Origin of the sequence: Pseudonocardia sp. CA-142604, from assembly GCF_050948475.1 — a bacterium.
GTDB lineage: Bacteria > Actinomycetota > Actinomycetes > Mycobacteriales > Pseudonocardiaceae > Pseudonocardia > Pseudonocardia alaniniphila.
The window spans coordinates 1,616,185-1,629,896 of sequence record NZ_CP192045.1 but is presented as its reverse complement, the minus strand read 5'-3'; the positions used below and the strand labels follow the sequence as shown (position 1 = coordinate 1,629,896).

Sequence of the window (13,712 nt, the reverse complement as noted above, 5' to 3'; positions counted from 1 at the left end):
GCTCCTTTACCGATAAGTGATACTCAGTACACTGACCATCTATTCGAACTGTAGGACGGGGCATAGCGCGGCGCAAGGACCGGCCGATCCACCGCACGGCATCTAGACTCGCGGTATGTCCTCACGGGCCGACCACCAGCCCTCCGAGGTGGACGAGGACGCGTTCGAGCTACGGACCGCCCCCGGCCACCTCCTACGCAGGCTGCAGCAGGTGCATCGGGAGATCTGGGCGCGGGAAGCGCCCCCGGAGCTCACCTCCGTGCAGTTCGCCGTGCTGAACATCCTCGCCGACAAACCCGGAATCGATCAGCGGATGCTCGGCGAACTCGGCGGAATGGACCGTTCGACCACGGCGGAGATCGTGCGGAGACTCACAGCGAGGCGGTTGCTCGCCCGCTTCCCGGACGCCGCCGACGCCCGCCGCAATCTGCTGCGGCTGACCCCCGCAGGCCGCGAAGCGCGACGCGCGGCGCTTCCCTCTGCCGCCCGGGTGAGCGAGCAACTGACCCATGCCCTCGACGGGCAGGAGCGCAAGGAACTCGTCCGCCTGCTCAACCTCGTGGTCGACAGCCACGACGAGCCGTTCGACCGGCGCCCACCCCCCGGGAGTCGTCCGAAATAAGCCCGCCGGCCGGGGCCGCGGGGCGGTCAGTCGGTGGTGGGCGTTCTCTCGTCGAGTTGCTCCGTCATCCGGGCGATCTCCTGTTCGAGTTCGGTGATCCGCGCCCGGGCCGTGTCGAGATCGTCCTGTAATTCGACGATCCGGACGGCGGCATCGAGGGTGCACCCCTCGTCGAACAGGGCCCGCATCCGCGCGGCGAGCACCAGTTGGCGGCGTGAATAGCGCCGATGTCCGCCACTCGACCGCTGCGGCTTCAGCACGCCGGCCGCGTCCAGGCTGCGCAGGAAGGCCGGCTGGACCTCGAGCAGTTCGGCGGCCTGACCCATCGCGACAGCGGGAAAGTCCTCGTCGTCGAGGCGGCCGACCCCCATGGTTTTCCTCCGCAGATGTGAAGTCAGTGGTGCAGATCCTATCAATCCGTCGCCGCAAATTGCAGCGTCGACGCTGGTCGGCGCCGTTGCGGCGCTGCTCGTCCCCGACTTAGGATCGATTCCTCGGTTGAGCGCACAGCCGGCCATTTCCTGTACGGCCGGCTGTCGCACAGGAAGACCTCCGCGGAGGGAGCACCCGTGACCGAGCTGGGCAACAGGCCCCCGACCACACAGTGCGCCTGCGCGCCACCTCTGCACGTCGACCTCGTGTCGTCGGGCACCGACACCGGGCTGCGAGTCGATGTCCGGCTCGAGGGCGAGCTCGACCTCGCCACCGTCGATCTTGTGACCGATGCGCTCGCCTGTCTGCGCGACGAGCGGCCCGAGCTGGTTGTGATCGATCTCTCCGCTCTGCGTTTCGTCGACGCGCACGGGCTCCGCGCGGTCGACAACATCCACCGCGAGTTGTGCGGCGCAGGGGGCCGCCTCGTCCTGGCCATGCCGAGCCGGCACGTCGCCCGGGTCCTCGCCGTCGCCGAGCTCGACCCACAGATCTCCGTGTGGAGCGCGTGAGACCACGCACGGCGCAGCGATCGACGTTCTGGACATCCCGCGTGTGTAAACGACGCCGAGACCGGCAAAACCTGGGCGGTGACGGTTTACGCAGGAGACGACGGTGCGCGCTCCGGCCGGACGGTCCGGTGGGCGGGGGCGGCCGACCCCGTCGTCGACACGCTGACGATGCACATGCTCGCCGAGCCGACCACGCCGTCGGTCGTGCGCGCCCGATTTCGCAAGTGGCTGGAAGGTCACGGCTGGCCCGCCGACGCCGTGGATGACGTCATTCTCTCCGTGCACGAGGCCGTGGCGAACGTGATCGACCACGCCTACCCGGCCGGATACACGGGCGACGTGGCCGTGACCGCGACCCTCCTTGCCGAGGCGGGCCGGCGGCGGGTCCGGATCGTCGTCCGGGACCGGGGCCGATGGCGCTCGCCGCCGACAGACCCGGGCTATCGCGGGCGCGGCCTCCAGATGGTGCACAGCTGCATGGAGGACGTCGAGATCCTCCCGGGCGTGCACAGCCGGGACGGCACCGAGATCACGATGCTCAGTCCCCCGGTCACACCGGTTGTGGGAGTCGGGCGCAGTTCCCCGGGGCCCAGGAGCACCACCTGCCGTCCGCGGTCCACCGTCGCCGCGCCCGGCGGCAAGGCGCGATCGTTGGCGATCACCTGGCGCTGCCCACCCGTTCCCCCCGCACCCTGACGAGCGCAACCGTCACGACGTCGATGCCAGCAGCACGTCGACCTCCGCACGGCCGGGGGCGGTCGCCGGCCCGCTGCGGGTGACCGCGAGCGCGGCGGCGGCGTTGGCGCGCACCGCGGCGGTGTGCAGGTCCGCACCACGCAGCAGTTCGGCGGCGAACACCCCGCAGTGCGCGTCGCCGGCTCCCGTGGTGTCGACGGCCACGACGGGAAATCCGGGAATGTGTTCGGTGTGGCCGTCGCGAGTGAGCAGGCACCCGGCCGCTCCGTCGCGCACGACGACCACTCCTGGCACGGCGAGCCGGCGCGCGAGCACCTGCGCGGCGGTGCGCAGGTCGTCGGCACCCGAGAGGGTGCGCGCCTCGGGGGCACTGGCACTGAGCATCGTGGTGCGGGCGAGCAACCTGTCCCAGACCGGGCCGTCGACCTGGCCCGCGAGCGGCCCGGGGTCGACCAGCACGCCCGCGCCGTCGACCGTCTCGAGCAGGTCCAGCACAGCGCGGCCCTTCGCCTCCACGAGCAGGCTGTACCCACTCACGTAGACGAGATCCGCGCTGGTCACGGGCACAGCGCCGAGCGCTGCGGGATCGACCTCCGTCTCGATTCCGCTGCCGGTGACGAACGTCCGCTCGCCTGAGTCGTCGACGAGCACGACGCAGACGCCGGTGTCGCCATCGACCGACGCCGGCAGCGAGGCGACGATGCCTTCCGCGGCCAGCGCGGCACGGACCATGTCGCCGAACCGGCCTGCGCCGTGCCCGCCGGCGTAGACGACGGGTGCGCCCGCGCGGGCCGCGGCGGCCATCACGTTGAACCCGCCGCCGGGAAGCAGGTCCACGGCGGAAGCGACCACGTCACCGCCGACGGGCGGCACCCCCGGCACCCGCATCACCAGGTCCAGCACGACCTGGCCCGTGTGCAGGAGTCGACCGGGGCCGCCCCGATCAGGACCGTCGGCCACCGTCGACCCCCGCACGGCGACGCAGCTCCAGCAGCCGGTCGGCCACTGGCGCCAGGTCGAGGCCGTTCACCCGGCAGACCGTGGCGACCAGGTCGCCGGGAAGACCGGCCACACCGTGGTGCGCACCCAGCACCGCGCCGCAGATCGCGCCGACCGTGTCGGTGTCGCCGCCGAGCCCGGCCGCGAGGGTGAGCGCGTCGAGCGGTTCCGTTCCCAGAGCCTCCACCAGCGCGAACGCCGCGACCACCGACTCCTGCGCCGCGACCGAGGTGCCCACCACGTCGGCGACGGCGTCGGCGAGCGCCGCCCGGCCCATGCCGCGCACCCAACCGCGCACCCAGCGGACCCGGGCACCGACATCGCCGCCCGCCCTCCAGTGGCCCCGCCGCGCGCCTGCGGCCGCGGCCCGCTCGGCTGCGTCCAGGGCGTCGGCGAGACTCGCTCCCGCGACGCCGGCCGAGACCGCTGCTGCCACGGCGGCGGCAGCAGCGATCGCAATGCCCGTGTTGTGGGTGACCCTGCTGGCTGCCACCACGGCGTCCACCAGGGCATTCGAGTCGGTGACCGGCACCGCGATCCCGACGGGCGTGATCCGCATCGCGGCGCCGTTGGTTGTGCCGTCGCGGCCGGTCTCGTCGGGCGACTCGCCGTCGTGGAGACGCTGGATCGCCCGTTTCGTCGACGGGCCGAGCAGATCGGCGGAGCCGCGCCGCACCATGTCGGCCTCCCACCGGCTGAGTGCGCGGGCGAACGCGACAGCGTCGATCTCGCCCGCGCCGTCGATGAGCAGGCGGGCGAGCAGCAAGGCCTGCTCGGTGTCGTCGGTGACCGTCCCGGCGGGCAGGCCCGGCGCGATCGGCTGGTCCGGGGCGGCGTCGCGCAGGCCGGTGATCGGCCCGTAGCGCTCGGCGATCCGCGCGCGGGACATCGACTGCGTCGGCATCCCCAGCGCATCACCGAGTGCCAGGCCGGCCAGAGCACCGATCGCGCGGTCCCGGATCCCGTTCATGACCACCCGACGCTACTGCCGGCTGTCAGAGCTCCGGCAACCGCTGGGGCCGTCCGATCAACGGGGCCAACGGGTCGCCCGCACGCCGCATCCGGTCGATCACGGTCCGGATCGTCCAGCGGTCGGGTCGCAGGCCGGGGTCGTCCAGCTCGTCCCAGCGAACGGGCACCGACACCGGGGCCACGGGGGCGGGTCGCGCGCTGAACGGCGCGATCAGCGTCTTGTTGATGGCGTTCTGCGTGTAGTCGAGCCGCGCGAGCCCGTCCCGCCGGTCCTTGTGCCACTCCCAGCTCACGAGGTCGGGCACCGTCCGCCCGACGGCCCGCGACAGCTTCTCCACCCATGCCCTGGTGTCCGCGAAGGTGTAGCCGAGCCCGACGGGCACCCAGATCTGGATCCCCCGCTTGCCTGTGACCTTCGGGGCGGCCGCGACCCCGAGATGCTCGAGGGCGGCGCGGTAGAGGCGGGCGAGCACGACCACGTCCGCGAAGTCCGTGCGCTCGCCGGGATCGATGTCGATCAGCGCCCAGGTGGGCTCGTGTACGTCGGGCAGCCGGGACGTCCAGGGGTTCAGCTCCACCGCCGCGAAGTTCGCCATCCAGACGAGCGACGCCGGCTTGTCGACCACGGCGTAGCACTCCGTCTCGCCCCGATCCGCCTCCTTGTTGCGCCATCGGGTCAGCCACTCCGGCGCGTGGGTCGGCACCTCCTTGTGCCAGAACCCCGGATTCTCGACGCCTTCGGGGTAGCGGTGCAGGTTCACGGGCCGGTCGTAGAGGTACGGGAGCATGTACGGCGCGATGAGCGCGTGGTAGCGGATGAAGTCGCGCTTCGTGACCGGGCTCTCTCCGTCCCTCCCGGGGAACAGCGCCTTGTCCAGGTTGGTGAGCCGGACCTCGAAGCCCTGCACCTGCCACCGGCCCTGTCGCCCGAGCGCGTCGAGTGCGGCGAGCTCGTCCTCGGTGGGCGGGTCCCATGACGGGGGCACCAGGCGCTCCAGTGGGACGGCGGCCTCGGCCGGGGGCAGGTCGCTGCGCCAGAGCGTGTCGGGGGCGGCCGCCACCTCGTCGTTCGTGCGGCCGCTCTTCACCGACAGCGGGTGCTCCTCGGGATCCCACCCCGGCCGCGCGTGCTCGTCGTTCTTGTGGACGAGGATCCACTGTTCCTTGCCGGATCGACCGGCCCCGCCCCGGCGGACCAGCACGAACCGTCCGGCCAGCTTCTCGCCGTGCAGGTCGAAGTGCAGCTCACCATCCTCGACGGCACGCAGAGGGTCGTCGGTGCCGGATGGTTCCCACGTCCCCCGGTCCCACACGATGACGTCGCCCCCGCCGTACTCGCCGCGCGGGATGACGCCCTCGAAGTCGACGTAGTCGACCGGGTGGTCCTCGACGTGCACCGCCATCTGGCGGGCCTTCGGGTCGAGCGTCGGGCCCCTGGGCACCGCCCAGCTCACCAGCACGCCGGCAACCTCGAGGCGCAGGTCGTAGTGCAGGCGGCGGGCTCGGTGCCGCTGCACCACGAACCTTCGCGAACCGTCCGCGGACTCCGATCCGGCCGGCTCCGGCGTGGCTGTGAAGTCACGCTTGGCCCGGTAGGTCGCAAGCCGCTCCTGCTGGTCGGACATGCGGCGGGGGTACCACCGCGGCCGGTTCGCGACTCGCCACCCAGCGGGTCACTCGCAGGCGGTGCCGTCGTTGTCGCTGTCCAGGTCGTAGATGTCGGTGCCGGTCACGCGCACGGGACCACTCGCGTACGCCGGGCCGTTGCCGGAGCCTCCTTCGCAGTCGACGTCGCTGGCGATCGGAACGCACCCGCTGTAGTTCGGATCGCAGTCGTTCCTCGCCGGCGCGGGCTGCGGCTTCGCCACCGGCTTCGGTTCGGGCTTCGGCTTCGGTTCGGGCTTGGGCTCGGGCTTCGGCTGGGGCTGCGGTTGGACCAGCGGCCGGGGCTGTTGCTGGACCGCAGGCTGCGGAACCGACACCTGCTGCCGGACGACGGGCGCCGCCGCAACGGTGGTGGGGGTCGTGCTGGTCGGTGGTGCCGTGGTGGTGGGCGTGGCGGTGCTGGTCTGCGCCGCGGCCAGGGGCTGCGCAGGAGGAGCGGCGGCCCCGCCGCAGCCGGTGGCCATGAGCAGGGTGGCGGCAGCGGCCGCGATCAAGTAGACCCTGGCGCGACGGAACCGTCGTGTCTTCTCGCGGTCGGGACGGGACAGGGGCGGCGGGACGGCCATGTGATCTCCAGTGTGGCGTTGGGCACTGGAAGATCGTGAGCTTTCAACCATCGTTACCGGTTTCGGCGTGTCGTCCCCTGTCGTCGCGCCGCCGATGCGTCGGGCACCAGGTCAGGCCGCCGCTTCGCAGTGGTTCTTGAGGCTGACGCCGAGCGTCTCGCCCCACGCGCAGTTGCAGAACGCGTACCACCGGGCGTCGCTCGACCAGCCCTCCTGACGGAACTCCAGCACCGTGAACTCCTCACCCCTGACGAGCGGCTCGAGCAGCGAGCCGACCCGGTCCCTCCGCACGGTGCGCAGGGCGAAGGTGAAGCGGTGGCCGAGCCAGTCGGATGCCGGGTTCGTGGGGTCCTGGAAGTCGGAGAGGCAGCGCCACTCCACCCACTCGCCCGGCACGAGGTCGACGATCCGCATGCGCAGCAGATCGCCGAGACCGTGGTCGAACTCGACGACCGACCCGATCTCGGGCGCAGCCGTCAGCACCGTTCCCCACCAGGCGTCGAGGCCGTCCTTGCTGGTGATCGCCTCGAAGACCGCCTTGCGGTCCGCGTTGATCCACACCTCGTGATGGATGGTGCCCACAGTTCCTCCTTCGGCCCGGCTTATTAGTAGGCGAAAGCTTACGTAGGCGATCACCAACTCTTCAAGAGCTCCGCCCGCATGTCACCCGGCCAGGAACCCGGCGAGCACCGGGGCGAGGACCTCGGGGTGCTGCAGGACCGCGTGGTCCTCTCCCTCGATCGTGCGGTGCTGGGCGCCGGGGACGGCCGCGTCGACCGCGCGTGCCTGGGCAGGACTCGACGCCAGCTCCAACCGGTATCGTCGCGGTTCTTGAATCACTCCTTTCCCCGTGGCAGAACCGGAGCGCACCCATGACGGTGTCCCGCGCTGCGGGCACCGGTCCGGTGCTGGCCCGCGCGTTGCGGATCCTCGGCGCGTTCTCGGCCGACCATCCGGCCATGACGCTCAGCGAGCTGGCACGCCGCACCCGCCTCCCGGTCTCGACGGTGCACCGCCTGCTCGCCGGCCTCGTGGAGTGGGGCGCCCTGGAGCGCGGCGACGACGGGTACTACCGCGTCGGGCTGCGCCTCTGGGAGGTGGGCGCCCTCGCCCCGCGCGGCCAAGGCCTGCGCGAGCGTGCGCTCCCGTTCCTCGAGGACCTCTCCCAGATCACGCGGGAGAACGTGCAGCTCGCCGTGCGCGAGGGCAGCGAGCTCGTGTTCGTCGAGCGGATCGCCGGCACGGGGGCGGTGCCGGTGCTCACCCGCGTCGGTTCCCGGTTCGCGCTCACCCTCACCGGCGTCGGGCTGGTACTGCTCGCCCACGCCCCCGTCGAGCTGCAGGAAGAGGTGCTGGCCGCGCCGATCGACCGCTTCACACCGTGCACCGTCACCGACCCCGCCACGTTGCGACACATGCTCGCCGACATCCGCAGGTCCGGCTTCGCGGTGAGCGACCGGCAGGTCACGATGGACGCGCTGTCGGTGGCCGTTCCCGTGCAGGACGGCCGCGGCACCGTCGTCGCGGCGGTGTCACTCGTCGTCCGGCACGGAAGCGTTCAGCCGCACTCACTGGTGCCGCTGCTCCGCACCAGCGCGAGAGCCATCTCCCGATCCCTGGCACAGCCCTCCTGACCGCGGGCCGGGCCGCGACATGGACACATGTCGCTCTTCCGGGAGCGCTCATTCCGCCTCAGGTGACCATTTCGCGCACAACGCCACCGAACGCCGGAACTACCGCTCGCGATCGGCCGGTTCGGCGAAGCGCAGGAGCGACCAGGAGGCGGCTGGCAGCTCGACCTGCACCACGCCGTCCCGCATCTCGGGCAGCTCCTGGTAGCGGACGCGCACGGCGTCGGGATCAGCGGCGCTGTTGACGCGCGGCTCGCCTGCGGCGATACCGAGGTGGCCCACCGGCACCCACCGGCCCCGCGGCAGCCGCACGGACGTGCGCAACGGGGCATCCGGCGAGCGGTTGACGAGGAAGACCGACAACGCTGCGCCCGCCGGGTCGGGAACGGCGGGGTCGAGGCTGGGGTCCGGAGCCGGCGCGAGGGTGGCGGTGGCATCGAGTTGGGCGACGTCCCCGTACCGGCCCGTCGGCAGCATCGGCGAGGTGACGGCGGCCTGCAGCACGTCGCCGCGTGCGTGACGTGCGGTCAGCGCGAACGGGTCGAAGATGCTCTGCCGCCAGGCCGGGCCGCCCGGCTCCGTGCGGATCGGTGCGATCACGTTCACCAGTTGCGCCTGGCAGGCGATGGCCACCCGATCGGAGTGCCGCAACAGAGCCAGCAGCAGGTTGCCGACGACGACGGCGTCGAGTGCGCTGTAGTCGTCCTCGATCAGGGCCCGGGTGTCGGCGAACTCCAGGGAGTCCTCGCCGCCGAACCGGGACTGGTACCACACGTTCCACTCGTCGAACGACAGCTTGATCTTCTTGCGGCTGCGCCGGCGGGCACCCACGGCATCGGCGGTGGCGACGACGGCGTCGATCATGTGGTCCATGTCGACGGCGCTGGCCAGGAAGCTCGCGGCGTCACCGTCGTGCTCCTGGTAGTAGGCGTGCAGGGAGACGTAGTCGACGAGGTCGTAGGTGTGTTCGAGGACCTCCGCCTCCCACGCACCGAAGGTCGGCATCCTGCTGTGCGAGCTGCCGCAGGCCACCAGCTCGATCCGTGGGTCCAGCCTGCGCATCCCCCGCGCCGCCTCGGCCGCGACCCGCCCGTACTCGGCCGCGGTCTTGTGCCCCATCTGCCACGGGCCGTCCATCTCGTTGCCCAGGCACCAGAGCCGGACGTCGTGCGGCTCGCGGGCGCCGTTGCGGATCCGCAGGTCCGACCAGGCCGTCCCACCCGGATGGTTGCAGTACTCGAGCAGCTCGCAGGCCTCCTGCATTCCCCGCGTCCCGAGGTTCACCGCGAGCATCGGCTCGGCACCGAGCCTGCGCACCCAGCGCAGGAACTCGTCGGTGCCCACCTGGTTGGTCTCCACGGCCTTCCACGCCCGGTCCAGCCGCACCGGCCGGTCACCGCGCGGCCCGACGCCGTCCTCCCAGCGGTAGCCGGAGACGAAGTTGCCGCCCGGGTAGCGGACGACGGACGCACCCAGCTCGCCGGCCAGCTCCAGGACGTCCCGGCGGAAGCCGTCCTCGTCGGCCGTCTCGTGCCCTGGTTCGTGGATGCCGCCGTAGACACACCGCCCCATGTGCTCGACGAACGAACCGAAGAGCCGGCGCGGTACCGGTCCGACGCGGAACGCCTCGTCCAGAACGACCTCGGCGGCGGCGTCGGTGAGCGGCATCGGCAGAACCTCGTTCCTCGGGGGCGGGACGAACCGTGTCGCCGTCCATCGTGATGCCGCCCCGGCACGCCCTCGACGCGGGGGGCCACCCCCGGGCGTGCGCACACTCGGACGCACGCCCGCCCACTCGCTCAGGCCGTGGCGACCGGCCTCTCGGGCCGTGCGACGCGGCCGACATCCGTGGTCAGAGGCGGGCACGGTAGAACGAAGCGACCGCGCGACTTACCCGTGGTCGCCACGGCCGGCACGCGGCCGGCAAGCTCGCGTTCGGCGTGTTCGACCGTCGCGAACATCGAGAACCGGGCAAGCGCAGCGCTGATCCCGGACGGCAGCAAAGCCTCGCGCCCGGCCAGCCCGCAGAGGTGCAGCCGCAGTCCTACGGCGGCAGCCGCGTCCTCCACCGCGACCAGCGCGGTGAAGTCGTCGGTACCGAAGAATCGCACTTCGCCCAGGTCGATCACCACGTGCCCGGTGCACAGCCCCAGCTGAGCCCCGGCCACATTCGACACTCTGGTGATCGTCGCGGGGTCGAGCACCCCCGCCAGCCGGACCACACGCAACCGCGACCCCCGGGCCTCCACCGACACCTGCGCCCCATCGAAAGGCACCCGACACCTCCTGACCTCGACCCGACTGATCGGGTCCGCCACTTCCGGCGTTGGGTCGATACCCGTTTCCGGGAACCGAAACCTCTCGAGGGACCGCCGTCACACTTTCTCGTGGTCCCCGACGAGTGAGGCCGCCACTTCCTGTGCAAGTACGAGGTCGTGGGGATAGGTGATCTTGAAGTTGCGGGCCTCGCCCGCAACCCATCGGATCGGCACAGCCGGGGCGAACCGCTGCATGCAGGACGCCGTGTCGGTGCCGGCGAAGCCCTCCCGAGCGGCCTGCTCGTAGGCCGCCAGCAGCGGCGCGGCCGAGAACCCCTGAGGCGTCTGCACGGCCACGAGACCCTCCGGCGCCGGACCGGCGAGTCCGCTTCCGCCGGGTCCCGCCGCGGCGAGATCGTCACGGGGCACGCCCGGCACCGCGCCCCCGCACTCCCGCGCTACCCGCAGCACCTCGCGGACGAGCGAGCGGCCGGCGAACGGTCGGGCGCCGTCGTGGATGAGCACCGTGTCGACGCGCCCGTCGCGGATGCGGTCCGCCAACTGTCGCAGACCGGCGAGCTCGGACTCCTGACGGGTCGAACCCCCGGTCACGACCTCCACGGCGGCGTCCACCTCACGGTCGATCACCCGATCGGCGAGCTCACGGTCCTCGGCCCGCACGACGAGAACGAGCGGGCCGATCTCGGGCAGCACCGCGAACATGTTCAGCGAGATGCCGATCATGATGCGCCCCGCGACGGGCAGATAGACCTTGTTGCTCTCGCCGCCGACGCGCGTGCCGCTGCCGCCGGCGAGCACCACAGCCGCCGCGCGTCCGACTTGCCCGGCCGCAGCGCCACTGCGCTCGCCGGTGGCCGCATCCCCCTGCTGACCTGCGGCTGTATCGCCGAGCCTGCCGGCGGGCGCACCGCCCCGCTGTTCGGCCGCTGCGCGGCTGCGCTGATCGGGCACGCGGTCAGTGGAGCGCCAGTGGGGCCACCGGGTCAAGCGGGTCACGACGTGCGATAATTCTCAACTCGCACCGAATGACGCGCGCTCCGACGGCCTCCGTCGGCCGCAGGTGCCGGGTCGCGGCTCGGGCTTTCGGCCCGCCCGCCCGGGAACCACGGCGGGGGTCCGAACGTCTCACCGGAATGGGGTACCAGCTGGGCGAATTTCCTCCCACCGAGGTGCGCCGTGGAGCCACTTGTCACGGGCAGTAGGCTCCGGCGGGCTCACCGCCGAGTCCTGGTTGTTCCCTATTCGTTCGGATGCAGGGAGTGGGCACGGTGAACGATGAAAGCCGGCGCTCCCCGCGCGGCGGCGGCCAACCCCTGCCCCCGCAACAGCCATGGCCGCGGCGCAGCGAGCGCGAACAGCGCCCCGCACCACCCCGCCACGCCGAGCCACCGCCGCGGCGTGCGCCCAGGTCCGCAGACGCTCCACCCCGGCCCATGCCGCCCCGGCGCGTCGATCGCACCAACGACTCCGAGCTGCCGACGCGGCCTCAGCCCCGGCTGGCCCACGAGCGCAAGTCGTCGGTGACGCCGCACCCCGGCAGCACCGCGCCGCCCAGACCGAAGAGCCCCGGGACCAGGACCTCCGCTCCGCGGACGCACTCGGCACGCTCGGGCGGGACGACGATCGGGCGGGCGACCCCCACCACGAAGTCCGACACCACGATGATCCCCGCCGCGAAGGGGTCCGGCGCCACGCGCTCAGCGGCGAAGGCAACGCCCACGTCGACGAGGAGCGGGTCCTCCCGGGTGGGTCCGAAGCGGGTGTCCTCCGCTGACGGCTCGACCGCCACGGGCGCCACCACTTCGCGGAGTGCCCGGCGCCGCAGCGGCACCGGCCGCCCTCGACGCACGCTCGGCCGGGCGCTGCTCGCCACCGCAGCGTCCACAGTGGCCCCGGGCTCGGGCCACCTGATGCTCCGCCGGCAACGCACCGGCGCACTGATCCTCGGCGTGTTCCTGCTGGCCCTCGTCTTCCTCGTGGCACTCGGGGTCAGCGCACGCCGGTCGGCCATCCTCGAGAACCTGCTGTCAACGCGCGTCCTCACGATCATCGCGATCGGCTGTGTGGTCGTCGCGCTGGCCTGGATGGCCGTGATCGTCCGCACGTACATGCTGGCCCGGCCGTCGCGGCTGGCCGCCGGTCAGCAGGCACTCGGCGTCGGGGTGGTGGTCGTGCTCTGCCTCGTGGTCGCAGCGCCGCTCGGGTTCGGCGCCAACCTCGCCAACTCGCAGCGCTCCCTACTCGACTCGCTGTTCACCGGCGGGGGCGGCACAGCTGTGGCCGAGGCCATCGCCAAGCCGCGGCTCAACATCCTGATGGTCGGGAGTGACGCGGGGCCGGACCGCAAGGGCACCCGCACCGACACGATGATGGTGGCGAGCATCGACACCAGAACCAGCCGCACCACGCTCTTCGCGCTCCCCCGCAACATCGGCCACGCCCAGTTCCCGCCGGGGTCGCCGATGGAGGAGAAGTTCCCCGACGGTTTCTACGACGAATCCGACCCGCTGTCGGGCAACTACCTGCTCAACGCGGTGTACGCCTACGGGCTCGAGTACCCGGCGCTCGCACCGTCGGGGCCCACCGCCGACCCCGGGCTGAACCTGCTGCACCAGACCGTCTCGTACATGCTCGGGCTGCAGTTGGACTACTACGTCGAGGTCAACATGGCGGGGTTCGCGTCGATCATCGACGCGCTCGGCGGCCTGACCGTCGATGTCGGACCCAACCGGCTCCCGGTCGGCGGCATCACCCCGAGCGGCCAGCACGTGGCGCCCGACTACTACATCCCGGCGGGCGTGCAGAACCTCAACGGCGAGCAGGCACTCGCGTTCGCCCGCTCCCGCACCGGTTCCGACGACTACACGCGGATGGGACGCCAGCGCTGCCTGCTCCAGTACATCTTGGAGCAGAAGAGCCCCGCCGACCTGCTGACGAACTTCCAGGGCGTCGCGAAGGCCACCACGAACAGCGTGGCGACGAACCTCCCGCAGCAGGTCCTGCCCCAACTGGTGTCGCTCGCGGGCAACGGCAACCTGACGCTGGAGAGCGTGTCGTTCGACCCCAACCTGCCCGACCCCAATGAGGACGACGGCAAGTTCAACACCCTGTGGCCGGACTTCGAGTACATGCGCGACGTCGTGCAGAGCTCGATCAACAAGCCACCACCACCGCCGCCCGCCGCGACCGGGGCGCCGAACCCCGCGGCCGACCCGACTACCGCGCCGACCACCACCAAGAGCAGGTCGGGCAGCACAGCCACCACCAAGGCCGCCCCGGAATCCTCTGCATCCTCGGACGCCTCGCAGCCGCAGTCGCTCGCCGCGTCCTGCAACTGA

16 protein-coding genes are annotated in these 13,712 nt (G+C 71.8%); 5 read left to right on the top strand and 11 right to left on the bottom strand.

Translation table 11 applies throughout. From position 1 onward, the window contains the following. Positions 1–115: 115 nt before the first annotated feature. Positions 116–622 carry a MarR family winged helix-turn-helix transcriptional regulator gene (locus ACQPZQ_RS07510; protein ID WP_433293401.1) on the top strand — a complete coding sequence of 169 codons (507 nt, stop codon included), beginning with the start codon at positions 116–118 and terminating at the stop codon, positions 620–622. A gap of 26 nt (positions 623–648) precedes the next feature. Here the strand turns inward: ACQPZQ_RS07510 and ACQPZQ_RS07505 are convergent, their stop codons facing one another. Then, positions 649–993 (bottom strand): MerR family transcriptional regulator, encoded by a 345-nt coding sequence (locus ACQPZQ_RS07505; protein ID WP_433293399.1) that lies wholly within the window; start codon positions 991–993, stop codon positions 649–651. Positions 994–1,191: 198 nt separating this feature from the next. Between ACQPZQ_RS07505 and ACQPZQ_RS07500 the strand changes: the two genes are divergently transcribed. Both ACQPZQ_RS07500 and ACQPZQ_RS07495 read left to right on the top strand, forming a co-directional pair. Next, positions 1,192–1,566 (top strand): STAS domain-containing protein, encoded by a 375-nt coding sequence (locus tag ACQPZQ_RS07500; RefSeq protein ID WP_433293397.1) that lies wholly within the window; start codon positions 1,192–1,194, stop codon positions 1,564–1,566. A gap of 78 nt (positions 1,567–1,644) precedes the next feature. Beyond that, on the top strand, positions 1,645–2,262 hold the full coding sequence (locus tag ACQPZQ_RS07495) for an ATP-binding protein (protein WP_433293395.1): 618 nt from the start codon (positions 1,645–1,647) through the stop codon (positions 2,260–2,262). 12 nt (positions 2,263–2,274) lie between these two features. Here the strand turns inward: ACQPZQ_RS07495 and ACQPZQ_RS07490 are convergent, their stop codons facing one another. From ACQPZQ_RS07490 to ACQPZQ_RS07465, 6 genes are all read right to left on the bottom strand, one after another. After that, complete coding sequence (locus tag ACQPZQ_RS07490; protein ID WP_433293392.1) at positions 2,275–3,237, bottom strand: PfkB family carbohydrate kinase; 963 nt, start codon at positions 3,235–3,237, stop codon at positions 2,275–2,277. After that, complete coding sequence (locus ACQPZQ_RS07485) at positions 3,206–4,231, bottom strand: ADP-ribosylglycohydrolase family protein (protein WP_433293390.1); 1,026 nt, start codon at positions 4,229–4,231, stop codon at positions 3,206–3,208. The genes ACQPZQ_RS07490 and ACQPZQ_RS07485 overlap by 32 nt, the downstream gene beginning before the upstream one ends. Before the next feature lie 25 nt (positions 4,232–4,256). After that, on the bottom strand, positions 4,257–5,858 hold the full coding sequence (locus ACQPZQ_RS07480) for a DNA polymerase ligase N-terminal domain-containing protein (protein WP_433293388.1): 1,602 nt from the start codon (positions 5,856–5,858) through the stop codon (positions 4,257–4,259). 48 nt (positions 5,859–5,906) lie between these two features. Further along, the gene (locus tag ACQPZQ_RS07475; protein WP_433293386.1) at positions 5,907–6,464 is read right to left on the bottom strand and encodes a hypothetical protein; all 558 of its coding nucleotides are present in this window, start codon (positions 6,462–6,464) and stop codon (positions 5,907–5,909) included. Between the two features lie 111 nt (positions 6,465–6,575). Next, the gene (locus ACQPZQ_RS07470) at positions 6,576–7,046 is read right to left on the bottom strand and encodes an SRPBCC family protein (RefSeq protein WP_241034690.1); all 471 of its coding nucleotides are present in this window, start codon (positions 7,044–7,046) and stop codon (positions 6,576–6,578) included. 81 nt (positions 7,047–7,127) lie between these two features. Beyond that, the gene (locus tag ACQPZQ_RS07465) at positions 7,128–7,277 is read right to left on the bottom strand and encodes a hypothetical protein (RefSeq protein ID WP_433293384.1); all 150 of its coding nucleotides are present in this window, start codon (positions 7,275–7,277) and stop codon (positions 7,128–7,130) included. A 59-nt stretch (positions 7,278–7,336) separates the two neighbouring features. Here ACQPZQ_RS07465 and ACQPZQ_RS07460 point away from each other — a divergent pair, with 59 nt between their 5' ends. Continuing rightward, positions 7,337–8,098: an IclR family transcriptional regulator gene (locus ACQPZQ_RS07460; RefSeq protein WP_433293382.1), complete on the top strand. Its 762-nt coding sequence runs from the start codon at positions 7,337–7,339 to the stop codon at positions 8,096–8,098. Between the two features lie 99 nt (positions 8,099–8,197). Here ACQPZQ_RS07460 and ACQPZQ_RS07455 read toward each other — a convergent pair whose 3' ends face one another. The 4 genes from ACQPZQ_RS07455 to ACQPZQ_RS07440 form a co-directional block, all read right to left on the bottom strand. Next, positions 8,198–9,763, bottom strand: a complete 1,566-nt coding sequence (locus ACQPZQ_RS07455) for an alpha-N-arabinofuranosidase (protein ID WP_433293380.1) — start codon at positions 9,761–9,763, stop codon at positions 8,198–8,200. Positions 9,764–9,894: 131 nt separating this feature from the next. Beyond that, positions 9,895–10,371 carry a hypothetical protein gene (locus ACQPZQ_RS07450; RefSeq protein ID WP_433293378.1) on the bottom strand — a complete coding sequence of 159 codons (477 nt, stop codon included), beginning with the start codon at positions 10,369–10,371 and terminating at the stop codon, positions 9,895–9,897. 99 nt (positions 10,372–10,470) lie between these two features. After that, positions 10,471–11,325, bottom strand: coding sequence for an IspD/TarI family cytidylyltransferase (locus tag ACQPZQ_RS07445; RefSeq protein ID WP_433293375.1), 855 nt, complete (start codon positions 11,323–11,325; stop codon positions 10,471–10,473). Between the two features lie 535 nt (positions 11,326–11,860). After that, positions 11,861–12,163, bottom strand: a complete 303-nt coding sequence (locus tag ACQPZQ_RS07440) for a hypothetical protein (protein WP_433293372.1) — start codon at positions 12,161–12,163, stop codon at positions 11,861–11,863. Here ACQPZQ_RS07440 and ACQPZQ_RS07435 point away from each other — a divergent pair. Further along, a complete protein-coding gene (locus ACQPZQ_RS07435; protein WP_433293370.1) occupies positions 12,135–13,712 on the top strand; it encodes an LCP family protein in 1,578 nt (525 codons plus the stop codon). The genes ACQPZQ_RS07440 and ACQPZQ_RS07435 overlap by 29 nt on opposite strands.